Below are 20,445 nucleotides of genomic sequence, written 5' to 3'. Positions count from 1 at the left end.
GCAACGGCCGCCCTGATTCGGCAAACCGGTCCCGAGTGACCCTAGTCATGTTTTTAGGGGCTTGCACCCGGTACTTGACGGGTTTTACCCCGCACGCAGCAGATCGGACAGGGCGACCACCGTCGCCACCTGCGTCCATGCGCTGTCGACATCGGCGCCGTCGGCGAGCGCCACCGCCCGCAGATCCTCCAACGCCGTCGGATCGAGGGTACCGAGTCCCGCTCGGTCGGTCAGCAGGTGGCTGACCCACTCGTCGGCCAGCGCCTCGGTCAGGTCGGCGTCGGCCGGGACGAGCACCATGGAGGCCCCGCACGAGCCCGCGGCCACCACCTCGATCAACGCCAGCTCCGCCGAACCGCCGAACTGGAAGGTCCGCGATTCGAAGGTCAGCTCGGTGTCCGTACGCAACCGGTCTGCCGCACCGGCTACTTGGTCGTAGTCGAGCGTGCGCGCCCCGACGAAGGCCGGGTCGGTGCCGCGCAGCACCCGCGTGCGGTGCGCGTAGGTGACCGGCCGCGGCGATTCGGCCGCGATCTGGGCGGCCACCGCCGGATCGTCGAGCACGAGCCAATCGACCTCGCCGGCCACCGGCGCCGTGGCACTGGTGAGCCCGGTCTTCACGACCGGCCCCGCCGGAATCGGCGCGTCGAGCGAGGCCACCGGTACCACCGCGGCCCCGGCCTTGAGCACGGCCCAGGTCGCGACCACGGCATCGGCACCGCGGTCGAACCGCACGGCGACACCGTCACCCGGGCCGCAGCCACGGGCGGCGAGCACGCGCGCCAGGCGGGACGAGCGGGCATCGAGTTCCTGGTAGCTCACCGCGTCCTCGCCGAAGACCAGCGCGGGACCGTCGGGGTCGTCCTCGACCACGGCGGTCAGCGCCTGCGTCAGCGCGGTGCCGGTGGTGGCGGTGCCACCCTTGGCGGTGGACTCCTGCGCGGACTCCGCGGCGGACTGCACCCGCTCACGCTCTTGCGCGTCGAGCAGGTCGATATCGCCGACCCGCACCTGCGGATCGGCCACCACCGCGGTCAGCACCCGCTCCAGCCTGCGGCACAGCGCCTGCACCGTCGACTCGTCGAAAAGGTCTGTCGCGTAGGTGATCGCGGTGATCAGCTCGTCGGGCGCACCGTCGGGGCGGTGCCGCGGGTCGACGTTCACCTGCAGGTCGAACTTGGCCGCGATCTCGCCGCCGTCCAAGCCGGTGACGGTCAGGCCGGGCAGCTCCAGCGACGGCTGCTCGTTGTTCTGGAACGAGAGCACCACGCCGAACAGCGGGTTGTAGACCGAGGCGTGACCGGCGGCCACCACCTCGGCGACCCGCTCGAACGGGATGTCCGCGTTGGCGAAGGCGGCCAGGTCCGTCTCGCGGGCCCGGTCGACCAGTTCGGCGAACGTCACGCCGGGCTCGACGGCGGTGCGAAGCGTCAGCGTGTTGACGAACATGCCGACCAAGTCGTCCAGCGCGCGTTCGCCGCGGCCTGCGATCGGGGTGCCGATCGCGATGTCGCTGCTGTTCGACTGCCGGGCCAGCAGCACCGCCAGCGCGGCGTGCACGACCATGAACAGCGTCGAATTGTGTTCGCGCGCCAGCCGAACCAGTGCGGCGTGCACGTCGGGCGACACAGCGAAGCCGGTAGACGCACCGCGCATCGACGGGATGGCCGGGCGCGGGCGGTCCAGCGGCAGGTTCAGCTCGCCGGTCAGTCCGTCGAGCTGGCTGCGCCAGTAAGCCAACTGCCGTGCCGCGATGGAGTTCTCGTCGTCATCGGTGCCGATGACCGTGCGCTGCCAGCTGGCGAAGTCGGCGTACTGCACCTCGAGCGGCGACCAGCGCGGCGAATTACCGCCGATGCGAGCGAGATACGCGGTCACCAGGTCGCGCGCCAGCGGGGCCATGGAGGCGCCGTCGGCGGAGATGTGGTGCACGACCAAGGCGAGCAGGTGCTCGTCCTGGCCGACCGCGAGCAGCAGCGCGCGCACCGGAACCTGGTGCGTCACATCGAAACCGGTGGCCATCAACTCGGTGATACGGCCGAGCGGATCCGCGGTGGTGACCGTCTCCAGGCCGCCGGGCAGCGCCTCGCCGACCGAGAGGATCTCCTGGTAGGCCACCCCGGACGGGTCCGCGGGGTAGCGGGTGCGCAAGGTCTCGTGCCGCTCCAGCACGTCGGCGACGGCATTGCGCAGCGCGGGCACGTCCAGCACGCCGGACAACCGGATGGCCAAGGGGATGTTGTAGGCGGGCGAGTCCGGATCGAACTGGTTGAGCACCCACATCCGTTGCTGGGCAAGGGAGAGCGGCACCCGATCGGTGCGCGGTACCCGGGCCAGCGGCGGCCGAGCGCCGGCCGCCTTGCCCGCGCCGGGCACGACGCGGGCGGCCAGCGCCGCGACGGTGGGCGACTCGAACAGCTCCCGCACCACGAGGTTCGCGTCCAGTGCCTCGTTGATCCTGGCGACCACCCTGGTGGCGAGCAGCGAGTTGCCGCCGAGGCCGAAGAAGTCGTCGTCCAGGCCGATCTCGGCGGTACCGAGCAGTCCGGCGAACACCTCGGCGACCGCCTGCTCGACCGGCGAGCCGGGCGCGCGGAAGGTGGCCGTGCTGAGGAACTCCGGTGCGGGCAGGGCCTTTCGGTCCAGTTTGCCGTTCGGCGTCAGCGGCAGCACGTCCAGCACCACGAGCGCGTCCGGAACCATGTAGCCGGTGAGGAATTCGCCGACCTGACCGCGCAATTCGAGCGGATCGAGCTGAGAACCGGTGTCGGGCACCACATAACCGATGAGCCGGTCACCCGCGTTCTCGTCCGTGCGCACCAGCACCACCGCCTGGCTCACGCCAGGGCAGCGCACCAGCGCCGACTCGATCTCGCCCAGCTCGATGCGGAAGCCGCGCAACTGCACCTGCTGATCGCCGCGACCGGCGTATTCGAGCGTCGCCTGCCCGCCGAAGCCGACCCAGCGGCCGATGTCGCCGGTGCGATACATCCGGGATCCCGGCGCGCCGAACGGATTCGCGACGAACCTGGTCGCGGCCAGGCCGGGGCGGCCGAGGTAACCGCGGGACAGCTGCTGACCGGCGACGTAGATCTCGCCGGCCACGCCGACCGGCGACGGGTGCAGCCGATCCTCGAGCACGTAGGCGTCCAGGCCGGGCAGCGCACGGCCGATGACGCTGGCCGCGTTGTCCACCATCTGCTCGTCCAGCGACAGGTACGAGACGTGCACCGTGGTCTCGGTGATGCCGTACATGTTGACCAGCCAGGGCGCGTCCACCGCGTGCCGGTCGTACCAGCGCTGCAGCTGGCGCAGGTCCAGCGCTTCACCGCCGAACACCACGTAGCGCAGCGCGAACTTGGCCTGGTCGGCGGTCTGCGCGGCCCGGTCGGCCTCGGCCAGCTGATAGAACGCCGACGGCGTCTGGTTGAGCACGGTGACCTGCTCGCGAATCAGCAACTCGCGGAACAGTTCCGGGGACCGGGAGGTGAGGTAGTCGACCACCACGACGGTGCCGCCGTTGGCCAGCGCGCACCACAGCTCCCACACCGAGAAGTCGAAGGCGAACGAGTGGAACAGGGTCCACACGTCGGTCTCGTCGAACTCGAACATCGTCTGGGTGTTCGCGAACAGCTGCACCACATTGCGGTGCGCGACGCCGACACCCTTGGGCACGCCGGTGGAGCCGGAGGTGTAGATGACGTAGGCCAGGTTGTCCGGCCGCAGCGGCGCGGTCCGTTCGGCGGAGCGGATCCGGCCGTCGGCGAAGTCCGCCGTGTCCTCCAGCAGAATCACCGGAATGTCGCCCGCGGGAACGGATTCCAGTTCGCTCGCGGTGGTCAGGATGCAGGCCGGGGCCGCATCGGTGAGCATGAATTCCAGCCGCTGCGCGGGGTAGGTCGTATCGATCGGCAGGTACCCGGCACCGGCGGTGAGCACCGCGGGCAGCGCGACCGGCAGTTCCTCGGTACGCGGGACCGCAACGGCGACCAGCGATTCCGGGCCGACGCCCTGCGCGATCAGCGCCCGCGCCACCTTGTTGGCGCGGCGCTGCAACTCACCGAAGGTGAGCGTGGTGTCACCGAAACGGATCGCTCCGGCGTCCGGACGACTGCGGGCCTGGGCGCCGATCAGGTCCACCAGGGTCACCTCGGGCACCGCGGCACCCGGGCTGTTCCACTCGTGCAGCACCAGCTCGCGCTCGCCCGGGGCGAGCACGTCGATGTCGCCGATGGTCACGTCGGAGTCGTTCGCGACCGCGCGCAGGATCCGGCCGAAGCGATCGGCGAAGTCCTGCACGGTGGCCTCGTCGAACAGATCGGTGGCGTAGGTGAACGCCGCCGAGATGCCTTCGGCCGCACCGTGCCTGTCGATCCGTTCCACCAGCGCGAGTTGCAGGTCGAACTTCGCCAGCGGCATCGCGAGATCTACCGCCGACACCGAAAGGCCGGGCAGCTCCAGCTCGGTGCGCGCCAGGTTCTGGAAGGTCAGCATCACCTGGAACAGCGGGTGCCTGGCCGCGGAGCGCGCCGGATCCAGCAGCTCGACCAACCGCTCGAACGGCACATCGGCGTGGCCGAACGCCTCGACGTCGATCCGGCGCACCTCGCGCAGCAGGTCGTCGAATGTCGCGCCGGAGTCGATATCGGTGCGCAGCACCAGGGTGTTGACGAACATGCCGATCAGGTCGTCCAGCGCGGCCTCACCACGGCCGGCGACCGGGGTGCCGACGGCGATGTCGCGCGTGCCGGACAGGCGAGCCAGCAGCACCGCGAGGGCGGCATGCACGACCATGAACAGCGTCGAATTGTGGTTGTGCGCCAAGCGGCTCAGCGCGGCGTGCACCTCGGGGCCGACCTCGAAGCCCAGGGTGGCGCCGTGGTTGGAGGCCACCGCGGGCCGCGGCCGGTCCGCGGGCAGCTCCAATTGCTCGGGCAGCGCGGCCAATTGGGTGCGCCAGTACTCGATCTGCTTGGTGAGCACCGATTCCGGATCGTCCTCGGCGCCGAGAATCTCGCGCTGCCAGATCGCGTAGTCGGCGTACTGCACCTCGAGCGCGGGCCATTCCGGTGCGCCACCGCGCATCCGGTCCAGGTAGGCGGCCATCAGGTCACGGGTCAGCGGGCCCATCGAGAACCCGTCACCCGCGATGTGGTGCACCACGCAGACCAGCACGTGCTCGGTGTCGTTCAGCTCGAGCACTCGAACCCGCACGGGCGGTGCGACGGTCACGTCGAAGCCCTCGGTCACCACCGCGGCGACCCGTCCGGGCAGCTCGGCCTCGGTGGCCTGCTCGACCACGAATTCCGGTACTGCGCGCGGATCGCCGGTGGGCAGTACCCGCTGGTAGCCCTCGCCGTCGACCTCGGGGTACACCGTGCGAAGCACCTCGTGCCGCTCCGCGAGATCGCGCACGGCGGCACGCAGCGCGTCGAGGTTCAGGTGTCCGGACAACCGCACCGCGGCCGGAATGTTGTTGACGGCACTGGCCGGATCAAACCGATTCAGGAACCACATCCGCTGCTGCGCGTAGGACAGCGGCACCCTGGCCGGACGCGGCCGGGCGTGCAGAGCCTGTCCCGCAGCCGAACCCGCGTGCTGCTCGACCCGTTCGGCGAGCGCGGCCACGGTGGTCGCCTCGAACAGCAGCTGCACCGGCACCCGCACCTGCAACGCCGAGCCGATCCGGGCGGCGGCCTGCGCCGCCAGCAGCGAGTTGCCGCCGAGCTCGAAGAAGTCGTCGTCCACGCCGACGCGGCCCTCGTCCCCGGACATCAGCAGCGCCGCGAACACGTCGGCGACGATCTCCTCGACCGGCGTGGACGGCGCGCGGAAAGCCTTGGCGGCGAACACCGGAGCGGGCAGTGCCGCGCGGTCCAGCTTGCCGACCGGGGTCAGCGGGATCTCGTCGAGCACCATGATGGCGGCGGGAATCATGTACGCGGCCAAGGACTCCCCGAGGAACTCGGCGAGTTCGCCGGTGTCCACGGTGGTTCCGGGTCGCGGCAGCACGTAGGACACCAGCGCGGTCGCGCCGGACGGCAGCGTCTTGCCGAGCGTGGCCGCGTAGTCGATGTCCGGATGCGCGGTCAGCGCGTTGTCGATCTCGCCGAGTTCGATACGGAAACCACGGATCTTGACCTGGAAGTCGGAGCGGCCGAGATACTCGATCACGCCCCCGTCTTCGGATTCGGTGCGGCGCACCAGGTCTCCGGTGCGGTACAGCCGCGCACCGGGGGTATCGGTGTCGGCCCCGAACGGGCTGGCCACGAAACGCTCCGCGGTGAGCCCCGGCTTGCCGAGGTACCCCTGGGCGAGCGCAGGACCGGACAGGTACAGCTCGCCGACCACACCGGCGGGCACCGGCCGCAGCCGCGAATCCAGGACGAACGCACCGACTCCCGGAATCGCCGAGCCGATCGTGATGACGTCGTCGGGCAGCATCCGCGACGAACTCGTCGCGAGAATGGTGGCCTCGGTCGGCCCGTAGCCGTTGTAGAACTCGCGGTCGGCGGCCCAGCGGCCCACCAGTTCCGGGCCGAACTTGTCGCCGGCCACCACCACGACGCGCAGGTCGTCCAGGCCGGTCGGGTCGACCGACTCCAGGGCGCCGGGCGTGATCAGCATGTGCGTGACCCGTTCGCGGCGCAGCAGATCGGCGAGTTCGTAGCCGCCGAACACCGACGGCGGCGCGATCACCAGCGTCGCGCCGGTGGAGAAAGCGAGCAGCAACTCCAGCACCGACACATCGAAGTTCGGCGAGCACACGTGCAGCACGCGCGAATCCGCGGTCACCCCGTAGTGGTCGCGCTCGGCGGCCACCAGGCCGGCCAGGCCGGTGTGGGTGACCACGACGCCCTTGGGCCGCCCGGTCGAGCCGGAGGTGTAGATGACGTAGGCCGGGTGCCGCTCGTCCAGCGGACGCGCCCGGTCGGTGTAAGAGATCGGGTGCTCGGGCCGGGCGGCGATGCGCGCGGCCTGCACCGGATCGTCCAGCTCGATCCAGTACACGCCGGTGCCGAGCACCGGGCGGTGCGCCGAGGTGGTGAGCCCGACCACGGCGCCCGAGTCGGACAGGATGTGGTTGATGCGATCGGCCGGGTACGCCGGGTCGACCGGCACGTACGCCGCGCCGGTCTTCGCGATGGCCCAGACGGCGACCACGGACTGGAGGCTGCGGGCGATACCGATGGCGACCACGTCGCCCGGTCCGACACCGCGCTCGATCAGTTCCCTGGCCAGCCGCGAGGAAGCCGCGTCGAGCTGGGCGTAGGTGAGCTGGCGTTCGTCGTCGAGCTGGCCCGACGGGTTGAAACGAACGGCGACCTCATTGGCCTCGGATTCGACGGCGGCGGTCAGCAACTGCCCGAACAGCGGGCTGCCCGACCTGCGGCGACGGCTACCACGAGCGGAACGACGGGCAGTTTCCATTCGAGTGCATTCACCTCTCGCATCGAGCTAGGACCCGGCCCAACCCCTATATCAAGGGCGTATCGTCCGGGGCCAGCGCGGTCCGAGCAATCATATAAGGGACTGTTCGGTGTCCACGCAGTGCTGTCTTGGATTAATACGGCCCGCTGACAGCGGCCCGCCCCCTAGTTCCGCTCCTGTTCTCACGTCGTACATCCGCCGCTACCCCCATGGAAGCGGTGTCTTGCCAGATGCCAGGGTTTATATCGGTCTAGAGCCGGTCGCGTTGCAGGAGTACCCGGATCGGTGAACTAGTTCACAACCAACCACGCCGGGTTGCCTGCACCCCGGCCTGGAATCGGGTGCTCGCGCCGAGCCGCTCCAGCAGTCGCGCGGTCCGGCGGACCACAGTACGCCGCGACATACCGAGCCTGCGCGCGATGGTGTCGTCGGTGGCACCGAGACCCATCAGGGTCAAGATCGCGCGGTCACGTTCGTCCAGCGCCTCCGCCGTCGGGTTCACCGAGATCGGAGCGGCCAGTGACCACAGCACGTCGAAGGTTTTGATCAGCAGATCCAGCGCGGGTGAGCCGGTGATCCGCAATCCCATGGGGTCCGGGCGGCGTTCGTCGACGTGCAGCACCAGGCTAGCGCGTTCGTCGTCGCTGATAATCATTTTGAACGGCGGCTCGGGCAGCGTGCGCGCCTGTGCCCCACTGGCATTGGTGGACAGCGCGTGCCGCAGCCGTTCCGGATCCTGATAGATGGTGTCCTGGTAGAGCGTTTGGTAGCGGATGCCTTCGCCGAGCCGGCCGCGCTTGAGCAGGAACAACTGCCGCTCGCGCTCGACATCGCTCAGATACGGTCCGCGCTCGATCACCTTGACGCCGCTGCGCGCCGCGGTCTGCATCTCCTCGAAATCGGCGAGCATCTCCAGGCGTTCGAAGACCGGCACCACGGCGCCGTTGCTGCGCGGCGAGCGGCGCACCGAACGGAACGTCTCGCTGAGCCGCGCTGCGGCCGTGTGCATCTGGTTGATCTGCTGCTGTCTTCGCCGAGCCTCGGCCTCCGACAACGACTCCGGGGCGTGGGCGTCCCACACCGCGGGCGCGCCGTCGGGAGTGCTCACGCGCACGGCGGCGCGCAAGTCACACAGCACGTCCAATGAGGCCGCGGCCGCCTCCTCCGAAACGCCCAGATACTGCGCGATATCGGCGAGACTCGATCGCGGATGATGCACCAGCACGGCATAGGTCCGGCCGTGTGGTGATCCAGGCTCGAAGATGTCGCCCAGCTCGGTCACGGCCCGAGCCTATCGACCGACCGGTCCTTGTGGGGAGCCCTGCCCGCAGAGAGGCGGGGGAATCGGCGGAATATCAAGCCCGGCAGCGAAATCAGTGCGCCGAGGGGCCCCACTGCAGCGGCACACCCTTGGCCGCGAGGTACCGCATCGGGTCGATCTTGTTGCCGCCCTGGTCCCAGATCTCCAGGTGCAGGTGCGGACCGGTGGAGTTGCCCCGGTTGCCGACGGTGGCGATCACGTCGCCCGCGTTCACCCGCTGGCCCGCCCGGGCAAGCATCTCGTTCACGTGGCCGTAGACGGCGATGGTGCCGTCGTCCTGCTGCACGCGGACCCAGAGGCCGAAGCCGGACGCGGGGCCCGCCTCGATCACGGTGCCGTTGCTCACCGAGTGGATGGGGGCGCCGATCTGGTCGGCGAAGTCGAGGCCGTAGTGGAATTCGCCCCAGCGGCTACCGAATCCGGAGCTGACCTCGCCGGCGACCGGGCGCACCGCACCCGACGGCGCGGGCGCGACCTGCTGTTGCACACCCTTGAGGATCTGCTCGGCCTGGGCCAGCGGGCCCGCGATCTCCGGCGGCAGGTTCGGCAGGCCGAACGGGGCGGCCACCGGCGCGGCGACCTGGGTGGCGACCGGCGCCTCGGGGGCCGGAGCCTCCGGCGCGGGGGCCAGCTTGGTCTGGGCGACCGGCATGATGCCGGTGCCACGGAATGTCATGGGGGCGTCGGCCTCGTCGCCGTCGTGCGCACCGGGCAGCAACGGGCTGGCGACAGCCGGGGCGATCTGCGTGACGGTGCCGATCAAGGCGCCTGCGGCGACCGCGACACCAGCGGCGGCCTTCACCCGCTCGGTCGCGGTGGACTCGACGCGATGCCGCGTCGGCCGACCCGAAATCTCATCGCCGATAAGGCTCATGACGGTAATGGAACTGGGGCCTACCCGATGGTGCGACAAAGCTGCGTCCTTGCGTCCGAAGAACAGGTGGTTCAGCGGTGCCGGGCCTCTCGCGAATCAGGTTCGGTAACGATCCGATCAAGCTTGCGATGTAACGGTTTGGCATCCGTTGTGATGGGAACTCTACGCCAGCGTGACCATTCCGCAACCTTCTGCGCAAAGACGCAGGTAAACACCGGGTCGGTTGTCCAGTAAGCCACACTGGAGCCGTGATCATCGATGATTTGGCCGTCCCCATCGTGCTCGCGCCGATGGCAGGCGGACCCTCGACGCCCGAGTTGACCGTCGCCGTCACCGAAGCCGGTGGTTTCGCATTGCTGGCCGCCGGTTACCTCAGTGCGCACGACACCGCCGCCCGGATCACCACGACCCGCGCCGCGACCGACGCACCGTTCGGCGTCAATCTCTTCGTGCCGGGCCCCGCGACCCCCGCTGATCACTACGCCGGATACCTCGCCGAACTCGCGCGGGAGCATCCGGTCGGTGCGGCTGAGTACGACACCGACGACTGGGCCGCCAAGCTGGACCTGCTCGTCGCCGATCCGGTGGCGGTCGTCTCGTTCACCTTCGGCTGCCCGACTGCCGAGGAGATTGCCCGTCTCCATGCGGTCGGCTCGGAGAGCTGGGTGACGGTGACCTCGGCGGCCGAAGCACGGATCGCGGTCGAGCGGGGCGCCGACGTGCTCATCGCGCAGGGCGCGGAAGCCGGCGGGCACCGCGCCACCTTCGTCGACCGGCCTGAGGACGACGCCACCGATCCACTCAGCGTGCTCGCCCTGTTACAGATCCTGACCGCGACGACGGATCGACCGGTGATAGCCACCGGCGGCCTCGGCACCGGCGCGGGCATCGCGGCAGCACTCGCCGCGGGCGCGGCGGCCGTGCAACTCGGCACGGTGTTCCTGCGCTGCCCCGAAGCGGGCACCAATCCGGTGCACCGCGCCGCGCTGGCCACCGAAACCCCGACCATGCTCACCCGCGCCTTCACCGGCCGCCGGGCCCGTGGCCTGCGCAATCAATTCATGGTCGAGCACAGCGCGACCGCACCGGCCGCGTACCCGGAGATCCATTACGCCACCGCGGCTTTGCGGGCCGAAGCCCGGGCCGCGGGCGACCCGGACAACGTGAATCTCTGGGCGGGGCAAACCCATTCGCTGGCACCGGAGTTACCGGCCGGCGAACTGGTCCGCACGCTGGCGGCCGATACGAAATCCGCACTGAACGCAGCACTTTCGCGGCGAATCCAGGTTTGTTGACAACGACTTTCGATTAGAATCGAGACGCATCGCATCGGCCATCCACTCTGGAGGAGCGCTATGTCTCTCGATGTCCCCACCGCACTGCTCGAACGCGCCGAACGCGGCGAAGTCGACGACGCCGACTTCGTCGAGGTCGTCCGCACTTCGTTGCCCTACGCCTGGGAAGTGGTGAGTCGGGTGGCCGGCGAACTGCGTTCGGGCACCGCCGAATACGCCGACAACGTGGTTCCGCCGCCGGACGAGGTGGCCCGCGGGCAGCTGCTGCGCGCCATGGCCTCCGACGCGATCCGCGGCGGCCTGGAGCGGCACTTCGGCGTGAAACTCGCCTTCCAGAACTGCCACCGGGTGGCCGCTTTCCCGCTCGCCGCGGTCGGCGGCGAGACCTACAGCACGTTCATCGGCACCAGGGCCCAGCTGCTGAATCAGAACCCGGAACTGCGTAACTGCTGATCGTCGAACGCAACGGCCCGGCGCGGCAAGGGTTTCCGCCGCGCCGGGCCGATGCGTCGACCGGGTCCGATCAGGACAGTGTGGTGACCGTCAGGTCGCCGTCGGCGTACTGGGCGCGCAGGCGCTTCTTGTCGAACTTGCCGACGCTGGTCTTGGGCACCTCGGCGATGAACGTCCAGCGTTCCGGCAGTTGCCATTTCGCGAACTTATCGGCCAGGAAGTCACGCAGCTCGTCGGCCTTGGCCTCGGCGCCCTCGGCGAGCACGATCGCCACCAGCGGCCGCTCGTCCCACTTCTCGTCCGGCACGCCGATCACGGCCGCCTCGGCAACGGCGGGGTGACCCATCACCGCGTTCTCCAGGTCCACCGACGAAATCCATTCCCCGCCGGACTTGATCACATCCTTGGACCGGTCCACCAGGGTCAGGTAGCCGTCGCTGCTGATCTTGCCGACGTCACCGGTGCGCAGCCAGCCGTCGTTGAACTTGTCCGGGTCCACCTCGGCGCCGTCCGGCGAGTAATAGGAGCCGGTGATCCACGGACCACGAACCTCCAACTCACCCAGCGCTGCTCCGTCGTTCGGCAGCACGGCGCCGTCGTCGCCGACCAGCCTGGCCTGCACGCTCGCCGGGAATCGGCCCTGGGTGTAGCGGTACTCCCACTCGTCCTCGCCGGTCACGCCGGTCGGCGGATGCGCGACGCTGCCGAGCGGGGAGGTCTCGGTCATGCCCCACGCGTGCAGGATTCGCACGCCGTGCTTTTCCTGGAAGGTCCGCATCATCGACGGCGGCACCGCCGAGCCACCCACCACCGCGGTGCGCAGATGCGTGATGTCCTGCGGGTGCGCGGCCAGCCCGGCCAGCACGCCGCCCCAGATGGTCGGCACCGCGGCGGCGAAGGTCGGCTGCTGCGCCGCCATCATCTCCAGTAGCGGGCCCGGCTGCAGGAACCGGTCGGGCATCAGCACATTCGCGCCCGACATCAACGCCGCGTACGGGATGCCCCACGCGTTCGCGTGGAACAGCGGGACGATCGCGAGGATCGAGTCCCGGCCGGTGAAGGCCATGCCGCTCGGCGAGCACACCTGCATGGCGTGCAGCCAGTTCGAGCGGTGCGAATACACCACGCCCTTCGGGTCGCCGGTGGTGCCGGAGGTGTAACACATTGCCGCGGCGGACCGTTCGTCGATCACCGGGAAGTCGTAGGTGTCCGGCTGTGCGGCAAGGAGTTCGGTGTAGGCGTGCACCTGCACACCCTCGGGCGCGTCCAGCGTCGACGCGTCGCCGTTGACCACGATGACGTGGCGGACCGTCTTCAGGTTCGGCAAGTACTGGGCGAACATCGGCAGCAGGGTGCCGTCGACCAGCACCACCTTGTCCTCGGCGTGATTGGCCACGTAGACCAGCTGGTCGGGGAACAACCGGATATTGAGCGCGTGCAGCACCGCACCCATCGCGGGCGCCGCGATGTAGGCCACCATATGCTCGTTGTTGTTCCACATGAAGGTGCCGACCCGATCGCCGATGCCGATGCCCAGCTCGCGCAATGCGTTCGCCAGCCGGGCGGCGTCCGCGCCGAGTTCGCGATAGGTCATGGTGCGCACGCCTGTACCGGTCCAGGTGGACACGGTCGAATCGCCGACAAACGTCGATGCGTAGCGCAGCAACGTCGCCAGCGACAACGGCTCGTCCTGCATAGTGCTCAACATCGGAACTCCTTTTTCTTCAGTGACTTCCACTCAGAAAGCCAAGTCTGTTTCGGCGACCTTCGGTGTCTCCGAGGTGATCCCGTAGAGCAGTCCGACCCAGCGGATCAGTTCGGGATACAGGATCGGTTTCCCGCTGGTGAGCACGGCGCAGGAGAGCGCGCGCTCGGGGTCGGCCCAGGCCGCGTTGTTGGTGAAACCGAGATGGCCGAAGGCGCGGCGGGTGTCGGGGCCGAACAGGCTCACCACCCGGCCGCCCAGCATCGGGCCGTAGCCGAAGCCGAAGTTCATGCCGAGCGACAGGTCGGGCTCGATCCTGGACTGCGGAACGAGCGCGGCCGCAATGGTTTCCGGCCGCATCACCCGGACACCGTCGAGTTCGCCACCGCGCCGGAAGATCTCGTAGAAGCGCGACAGCTCGTTCGCGGTGCTGACCACGTTGGCCGCGGGCGCGATGATGCTGAGATAGGCGGGGTCGTTGCCGGTTTCGACGGCCTCGGCGAAGGACACGCCGAGCAGCCGCTCCATCGCCAGCGACAACGGTGGCAGCGGGGCGAGGCCGGTCCGGTAGTTCCGCGCGAGGGCAGAGAAATCTTCGGGTGCCACACCGTAATTGGTCCAACGGAACGACAGCGGGTCCAGGATCTCCTCGGCGAGCACGGTGCGGATGTCCTTGCCGGTGACCCGGTGCACCACTTCGCCGAGGATGAAACCGCCGGATAACGCGTGGTAGGACTGGAATCGGCCGGGTGCGATAGAGGGCCGCACCGCGCACAGATTTCGTACCAGCAGTGCACGTTCCGAGACGGCTTCGGCGGTGAGCGCTTCTCTCGGCAGGTTCGCCACCCCGGAGCGATGCGCGAGCACCTGCCCGACGGTGATGGATTCCTTGCCGTGGCAACCGTATTCGGGGATGTATCGGCAGATCGGTGCGTTCAGCTCGATCAGGCCACGGTCGACGAGCAGGTGCACGACGAACGCCGTGACGCCTTTCGAGGCCGAGTAGGTGACGAACGGGGTGCTCGGAGTGGCGGGCACCTTCGGTGTCTCCGGGTGATCGTCCGGGCCGTTGCCGTGCGCGTGGCCGAGCGCTCGGTCGAAGACGACAACTCCGTGTCGACGGATACACACTTGGATCGCCGGATGGACGCCGCTGCGATACACGACCTGCATCCGCCGCCAGATCCGCTCGGCGTAATCCGGCGGCAACCCGAGCTCGGTCGGTTCCGCCTCGGCACCGATGCTCGCGACGGACTCCATATCGTCCGGAATCCAGCTGCGATGGAGCAGGTCAGGCAGCTTTGAAAGGTTCCGGACGCGAGTCAGCATTGTTCACCCCACACTGACCATGAGCCACATCACATCGCGAATGCTACCCAACGGTAAGGCGGCTAGGGCGGGCCCGATCACAAATGTGCTCCGGAGAGTAGATCGACGGCGTCTGCCCTCAGTCATGGCAGGTCAGCCCGCGTGCGCCGGGTAGGCGTGCACGACGGCGGTGTTCAGCTTGGGCACGACGTGGGTGAGGGTGTGCTCGGCCTCGTGCGCGACGCGGTGCGCGTCGGCGAGCGTAATGGTCGATGCGACGTCCAATTCGACGTCGGCGTGCAGCCGATGCCCGATCCAGCGCATGCGCAGGCTGCGCACGCCTTGCACGCCCGGCTCGGCGGCGAGGGCCTGCTCGGCGGCGGTCACCAGGCTCGGTTCGACCGCGTCCATCAGACGGCGCAGCACGTCCCTGGCCGCGGTGCGCAGCACGGCGAGGATGGCAACGGTGATCAGCAGGCCGATGATCGGGTCGGCCAGCGGGAAACCGAGCGCGACACCCGCGGCGCCCAGCAGCACCGCCAGCGAGGTGAATCCGTCCGTGCGGGCATGCAGGCCGTCGGCGACCAGGGCGGCCGAGCCGATGCGCCGTCCGGTCCGGATGCGATACAGCGCGACCGTCTCGTTGCCGAGGAAACCGATCACGCCGGCCAGCGCGACCCAGCCGAGATGCTGGATCGGCACCGGCGCGATCATTCGGCGAACCGCCTCGTACCCGGCGATCAAGGCCGACAGCGCGATCATGGCGACCACGAACAGGCCCGCGAGATCCTCGGCGCGACCGAATCCGTAGGTGTAGCGCCGGGTCGCCGCGCGCCGCCCGAGGGCGAACGCGATCCACAGCGGCACCGCGGTCAGCGCGTCGGAGAAGTTGTGAATGGTGTCGGCAGCCAAGGCCACCGAGCCGGACGCCAGCACGACCAGCACCTGCAATACCGCGGTGACGCCGAGTACGGCCAGGCTGATCTGCACCGTCCGGATGCCGACGGCGCTGGCTTCCAGCGCGTCATCGACGCTGTCGGCCGCGTCGTGGCTGTGCGGTACGAAAATCTCGCGCAGGATGCCGCGCAACCCTTTCGGATGCGCATGGGTGTGCTCGCCGTGTTCGTGCACGTGCTCGTGCACTCCGTGACTTCGGTTGTGCGCGTGAGATTCCGGGTGCGCCTGCCGGTGCCCCAAACCTGAAGTGTGTCCGTCGTTTTCGTGATTGCCGCCACCGCGTCCGGGAGCGGGTTCATCCGTCGCACTGCCCACGTCACACTCCAAGACATGTTGTGCAGCAATATGTTTCGTGCAGCTCATTTCGCCGCCCGCCGTCCCGGTAGCGCACGAACGGCGGCGTCGTCGCGGTGATGCGGCGGCACTCCGGGACCGGCGTGCTCGGCGTTGTAGACCGCGTCCACCACCAACTGCCGGACGTGCTCGTTCTCCAGGCTGTAATAAATCGTGGTGCCGGAGCGTCGGGTGCTGACCAGCCGCGCCATCCGCAGTTTGGCCAGATGCTGGGAGACGGAGGGCGCGGGTTTGCCGACACTGCCCGCGAGGTCGTTCACCGAGAGTTCGCGGTCGACCAGCGCCCACAGCACCTGGACCCGGGTCGCATCGGCGAGCATCCGGAAGACCTCGACGACCAGACCTACCTGGTCGTCCGCCAGCGGGCGAGCTTCCTGGTTATCTGCATTCATACGCAGATAATAGAGCGGACGGATGGGCGCGGCTACCCCGAATCGCACGCGCCCGTCGCCCCTCGGACCGGAATGGCGGCGACACCCCCTGCGTGGCCGCCGACATGCCGGTCCGTCCCGATCGAACCACTCACATACTTAGTCGCTATGGCACTACTGCGCCAGGCGACCTGCCGAATATCATCCCGAATGAGACAAAACCAGCCGGTCGGCCAGTACTGGCTATCCCTTGGCGACCGCTCTGACCTGCGCGAATTCAGCGATGCGCCAGCAAAGTTCGAGCCATCGATATGCACTCACATCTGCACGTGCATCGCGGGCCGACCGGTCGGCTCGGTCCGTTCGCGCACCGGCCGCTCAGCCGCAGGCCTGCCGAGGGCCGCCGAGCCGGTGTGCCAGTAGGAAATTCATCAGCTCGCGTTGCAGGCCGAGACCGCGCTCGGACTGCATCAGCAGCCCGCCGCCGATGTGATCGGGCCCGATGGGCGTACGGAATTCGGCGAGAACACAACCGCCCGCGTCGTATCGCTCGATGGTCGTCGGCACCGGATCCGTGCTCGTCGTGACCGTGCTTGGCACCGCGAGCACCGCGAGATCGCTTGCGAGACGGTACACGCCGAGCCACTGCACCAGGTTCGTGCGCCCGATCGGATACAGGCTCGTCTGATCGAGCAAGTCCTGCAGGAAGAACCCGGGCACCGGCCTGGCCCGCTCCCCCATCGCCGCCACGATCGACGCGCCACTCAGGTCGGCACGGAACGTCTGCGGATCCAGTTGGTACGGACCGCCTGCCATCGGTGCGATGGCCGCGTACAGGTCCGGGTAGGTCGCGGCCAGCACGGTGGACATCGCGCCGCCCGCGGAGTATCCGCCCACGTAGACCCGCGACCGGTCCAGCCCGAACTCGCCGATCAACGCGGCGGTGAGGTCGGCGATGATCGACGACTCCCCTTGCCCGCGTGCTTGATTCGCCGGATCGAACCAGTTCCAGCAGTACCGGTCGTTGGCCGCTTCGGTCTGGATCGGGTAGGCGAGTACGAATCCGAGTTCGTCGGCGATCCTGGTCAGCGAGAATCCGGTGTCGGCGAGCTGGCGCCACGGGTCGGTGCAGCCGTGCAGGTAGATCATCAGTGGCTTGCCCGCCGGGTCGCCGGGCGGGACATGCAGGTAGTAGTCGCGGGTGCCCGCCGCATTGGCAAAGCCGCGCTCGACCACCGCCTGCGCCGATGACGGCGCGGACAGCAGGAATTGCATGCTCAGCGCCACCAGGGCGAGCACGACGACGAACCTGCCGCGACGAGTAGTACCGCGCACCATCGATTCCTTCCAGCGAGGGTCACGGTCGAATGTACCGGCCGCCGGATATAAACGGGCACAGTGGATTCCGCGCGTCCCGAACGAGCGCCGGCAACTCTGGCGCCACCTACCGCGCCAGCTACCCGATCGATGGGGACGACCTGGCGCCCCGGACGGCGGCGGACTCGCTAGCGTAGGGGCATGCCAGTGGATCGAATGCTGCCGACGTCCGAGGCTCGGGACCTGCTCGAGCTGACCCGCGATATCGCCGACAAGGTGCTCGAACCGCGGGTGGTCGAGTGCGAGAAGACCGGGACCTTTCCCGACGGTGTCTTCCCGGCCCTCGGCGCGGCCGGCCTGCTGAGCCTGCCGTATCCCGAGGAATTCGGCGGTGGCGCCCAGCCCTACGAGGTGTACCTGCAGGTGCTCGAGGAGCTCGCGGCGCGCTGGGCGGCGGTCGCGGTGGCGGTCAGCGTGCACAGCCTGTCCTGCCATCCGCTGTTCACCTTCGGCACCGAAGAGCAGCAGCAGAACTGGCTCGCGACCATGCTCTCCGGCGAAACCATCGGCGCGTACAGCCTTTCCGAGCCGCACGCCGGTTCCGACGCGGCCGCGCTGCGCTGCCGGGCGACGAAGGTCGACGGCGGATACCGGATCAACGGCGCGAAGGCTTGGATCACCAACGGTGGCCGCGCCGATTTCTACACGCTCTTCGCGCGGACCGGCGAAGGCTCCCGCGGCATTTCGTGTTTCCTGGTGCCGCGTGACACCGAGGGCCTGAGCTTCGGCAAGCCCGAGGAGAAGATGGGCCTGCGCGCCGTGCCGACCACCACCGCCGCCTACGACGACGCGTTCCTGCCCGTCGAGCGGCTGATCGGCGAAGAGGGACAAGGACTTTCGATCGCCTTCAGCGCCCTGGACTCCGGTCGGCTCGGCATCGCCGCCGTGGCAACGGGTTTGGCGCAGCGCGCGCTCGACGACGCGGTCGCCTACGCCAAGGAGCGAGAAGCCTTCGGCCGCCACATCATCGACCACCAGGGGCTCGGTTTCGTGCTGGCCGACATGGCCGCCGCCGTCGACTCGGCCCGTGCCACCTACCTCGACGCGGCCCGCCGGCGCGACGCCGGACTGCCCTACTCGCGCCAGGCGAGCGTCGCGAAACTCATCGCCACCGACGCCGCCATGAAGGTGACCACCGATGCCGTCCAGGTCTTCGGCGGGTACGGCTACACCCAGGACTTCCCGGTCGAGCGCTACATGCGCGAGGCCAAGGTGATGCAGATCTTCGAGGGCACCAATCAGATCCAACGCCTGGTCATCGCCCGCCAGCTCGCGGGCAACTGACCGCCGCACCCGTCGTCGGTATCGCACCGGCTGCGGGTCCGGGACCCCGAAAGCGTGCGGACTTTCGCGGCAGATATGGCCGAAAATGCCGATTCATTGACCGCGGATCTCTTCGGACCTGCGGGTTCGCACCTTAGGCTCGGATCATGACAACGCCGTCCATCATCATTATCGGAGCCGGGTTCGCGGGGCTCGGAGTGGCGCTCGAGCTGCGGCGGGCCGGGGTGGACACGTTCACCATCCTGGAGCGTGCCGCGGATCTGGGCGGGGTGTGGCGGGAGAACACCTACCCCGGTGCCGCGTGCGACGTGCCTTCGCCGCTGTACTCCTGGTCGTTCGAGCCCAAATCCGATTGGCCACGGCGGTTTTCGGAGCAGCGCGATATCCACGAGTACATGCGTGGTGTCGCAGGCAAGCACGACCTGGAGCGTTTCATCCGGTTCGGCACCGAGGTGACCGATGCCGAGTTCGACGAGCAGACCGGACGCTGGACCGTCACCACTGCGGACGGCGCCCAGCTCACCGCCGATATTTTGGTGCCCGCGGTCGGCCAGCTGTCCCGGCCCGCCATGCCGAACATTCCCGGCATCGACACCTTCGCAGGCCCCGCCTTCCACTCCGCCGAGTGGGATCACGACGTCGAACTGAGCGGCAAGCGGATCGCCTGCATCGGCACCGGAGCCAGTGCGATCCAATACATTCCACGCATCCAGCCCGAGGCCGCGCACCTCACGCTGTTCCAGCGCTCGGCGGCCTGGGTGCTGCCCAAGTTCGACACCGAATACAGCACCACGCATAAGGCGGTGTTCAAATATCTGCCGCCGACCCGGCTCGCCGAACGGTTCGCCATCTGGTCCCTGTTCGAGGTGCTCGCGCTGGCCTTGACCGATATTCCGGCGATGAAGACGCCGGTGATCGCGCTGGCCGACCGGCACCGGGCCAAGCAAGTACCCGACGCCGACCTGCGCGCCAAGCTGACGCCCGATTACGCGGCGGGCTGCAAGCGTGGCCTGTTCTCCAACGAGTACTTCCCGGCGCTGGCCCAGCCGAATGTCACCGTGGAGACCACCGCCATCGAGGCGATCACGCCCACCGGCATCCGGACCGCCGACGGCGTCGAGCACGAGGTCGACGTGATCGTCTACGGCACCGGGTTCAAGGGCACCGAGTTCCTCGCGCCGATGAACATCTACGGCATCGGCGGTCGCAAACTGACCGACGTCTGGGGTGCCGAAGGCGCGCGGGCCTTCCTCGGACTGTCCGTGCCGAACTTCCCGAATCTGTTCATGATGTACGGCCCGAACACCAATGTGGGCTCCGGCTCGATCATCTACATGCTGGAATCGCAGGCGCGCTACATCCGTCAGGTGGTGCAGTACCTCACCGACCGGCCCGGCCGCTACCTCGCCGCCCGCGCGAACGCCGAACAGCAGTGGGACGACTGGCTGCAGCGGCGGCTGAAAGATACGCCGTGGAACTTCTGTTCCAGCTGGTACCGCAACGCGGCGGGCCGGATCACCAACAACTGGCCGGGCGCCACCGTGCTCTACCGTTGGAAGACAAAGACTTTCGATGTGGCCGACTTCGACGAAGCGCAGGCAGACGCGCGCCACCGTTTTTCAGCCAGGTCTCAGCAAGCGCCCAGTAAACTGGACACCAGTTCGGATCCCGGCAACGGAAGAGGTGCGCGGTGTTGTGGCTACTGATCGTCGTGG

At 68.6% G+C, this 20,445-nt stretch carries 12 protein-coding genes; 4 read left to right on the top strand and 8 right to left on the bottom strand.

Annotated elements, in window-relative coordinates; translation table 11 throughout:
• Positions 1-84 precede the first annotated feature (84 nt).
• The 3 genes from DBO33_RS05815 to DBO33_RS05805 form a co-directional block, all read right to left on the bottom strand.
• A complete protein-coding gene (locus tag DBO33_RS05815; RefSeq protein WP_107654100.1) occupies positions 85-7,431 on the bottom strand; it encodes an amino acid adenylation domain-containing protein in 7,347 nt (2,448 codons plus the stop codon).
• 295 nt (positions 7,432-7,726) lie between these two features.
• Positions 7,727-8,713, bottom strand: coding sequence for a helix-turn-helix domain-containing protein (locus tag DBO33_RS05810; RefSeq protein ID WP_107654099.1), 987 nt, complete (start codon positions 8,711-8,713; stop codon positions 7,727-7,729).
• A gap of 91 nt (positions 8,714-8,804) precedes the next feature.
• On the bottom strand, positions 8,805-9,626 hold the full coding sequence (locus tag DBO33_RS05805; protein ID WP_107654098.1) for a M23 family metallopeptidase: 822 nt from the start codon (positions 9,624-9,626) through the stop codon (positions 8,805-8,807).
• Positions 9,627-9,874: 248 nt separating this feature from the next.
• Between DBO33_RS05805 and DBO33_RS05800 the strand changes: the two genes are divergently transcribed.
• Complete coding sequence (locus DBO33_RS05800; protein WP_107654097.1) at positions 9,875-10,921, top strand: nitronate monooxygenase; 1,047 nt, start codon at positions 9,875-9,877, stop codon at positions 10,919-10,921.
• Positions 10,922-10,981: 60 nt separating this feature from the next.
• Positions 10,982-11,374 (top strand): SCO5389 family protein, encoded by a 393-nt coding sequence (locus tag DBO33_RS05795; protein ID WP_107654096.1) that lies wholly within the window; start codon positions 10,982-10,984, stop codon positions 11,372-11,374.
• Between the two features lie 70 nt (positions 11,375-11,444).
• Here the strand turns inward: DBO33_RS05795 and DBO33_RS05790 are convergent, their stop codons facing one another.
• The 5 genes from DBO33_RS05790 to DBO33_RS05770 form a co-directional block, all read right to left on the bottom strand.
• Entirely contained in the window at positions 11,445-13,082 is a 1,638-nt protein-coding gene (locus tag DBO33_RS05790) for a long-chain fatty acid--CoA ligase (RefSeq protein WP_107660015.1), read from the bottom strand.
• A gap of 30 nt (positions 13,083-13,112) precedes the next feature.
• Positions 13,113-14,339, bottom strand: coding sequence for a serine hydrolase domain-containing protein (locus DBO33_RS05785; protein WP_234390705.1), 1,227 nt, complete (start codon positions 14,337-14,339; stop codon positions 13,113-13,115).
• Positions 14,340-14,540: 201 nt separating this feature from the next.
• The gene (locus DBO33_RS05780; protein ID WP_107654094.1) at positions 14,541-15,530 is read right to left on the bottom strand and encodes a cation diffusion facilitator family transporter; all 990 of its coding nucleotides are present in this window, start codon (positions 15,528-15,530) and stop codon (positions 14,541-14,543) included.
• 173 nt (positions 15,531-15,703) lie between these two features.
• A complete protein-coding gene (locus DBO33_RS05775; protein ID WP_107660014.1) occupies positions 15,704-16,090 on the bottom strand; it encodes an ArsR/SmtB family transcription factor in 387 nt (128 codons plus the stop codon).
• 357 nt (positions 16,091-16,447) lie between these two features.
• Positions 16,448-17,404, bottom strand: coding sequence for an extracellular catalytic domain type 1 short-chain-length polyhydroxyalkanoate depolymerase (locus DBO33_RS05770; protein WP_159080127.1), 957 nt, complete (start codon positions 17,402-17,404; stop codon positions 16,448-16,450).
• 183 nt (positions 17,405-17,587) lie between these two features.
• On the opposite strand from DBO33_RS05770, the gene DBO33_RS05765 reads away from it, so the two are divergent.
• Both DBO33_RS05765 and DBO33_RS05760 read left to right on the top strand, forming a co-directional pair.
• The gene (locus DBO33_RS05765; RefSeq protein WP_107654092.1) at positions 17,588-18,730 is read left to right on the top strand and encodes an acyl-CoA dehydrogenase family protein; all 1,143 of its coding nucleotides are present in this window, start codon (positions 17,588-17,590) and stop codon (positions 18,728-18,730) included.
• Positions 18,731-18,876: 146 nt separating this feature from the next.
• Positions 18,877-20,436 (top strand): flavin-containing monooxygenase, encoded by a 1,560-nt coding sequence (locus DBO33_RS05760; RefSeq protein ID WP_234390704.1) that lies wholly within the window; start codon positions 18,877-18,879, stop codon positions 20,434-20,436.
• The last annotated feature ends 9 nt before the right edge of the window (positions 20,437-20,445 follow it).

The sequence above is a fragment of the Nocardia suismassiliense genome (genome assembly GCF_900269665.1).
Lineage (GTDB): Bacteria > Actinomycetota > Actinomycetes > Mycobacteriales > Mycobacteriaceae > Nocardia > Nocardia suismassiliense.
The sequence above is the reverse complement of the archived record's forward strand: the minus strand, read 5'-3'. Positions and strand labels throughout refer to the sequence as shown.

Bases quoted from the DNA above. Each gene is read 5' to 3' on its own strand.
- DBO33_RS05815 (WP_107654100.1), bottom strand. From the start codon at position 7,431: ATGGAAACTGCCCGTCGTTCCGCTCGTGGTAGCCGTCGCCGCAGGTCG.
- DBO33_RS05805 (WP_107654098.1), bottom strand. From the start codon at position 9,626: ATGAGCCTTATCGGCGATGAGATTTCGGGTCGGCCGACGCGGCATCGC.
- DBO33_RS05795 (WP_107654096.1), top strand. From the start codon at position 10,982: ATGTCTCTCGATGTCCCCACCGCACTGCTCGAACGCGCCGAACGCGGC.
- DBO33_RS05790 (WP_107660015.1), bottom strand. From the start codon at position 13,082: ATGTTGAGCACTATGCAGGACGAGCCGTTGTCGCTGGCGACGTTGCTG.
- DBO33_RS05785 (WP_234390705.1), bottom strand. From the start codon at position 14,339: ATGGAGTCCGTCGCGAGCATCGGTGCCGAGGCGGAACCGACCGAGCTC.
- DBO33_RS05775 (WP_107660014.1), bottom strand. From the start codon at position 16,090: ATGAATGCAGATAACCAGGAAGCTCGCCCGCTGGCGGACGACCAGGTA.
- DBO33_RS05765 (WP_107654092.1), top strand. From the start codon at position 17,588: ATGCCAGTGGATCGAATGCTGCCGACGTCCGAGGCTCGGGACCTGCTC.
- DBO33_RS05760 (WP_234390704.1), top strand. From the start codon at position 18,877: ATGACAACGCCGTCCATCATCATTATCGGAGCCGGGTTCGCGGGGCTC.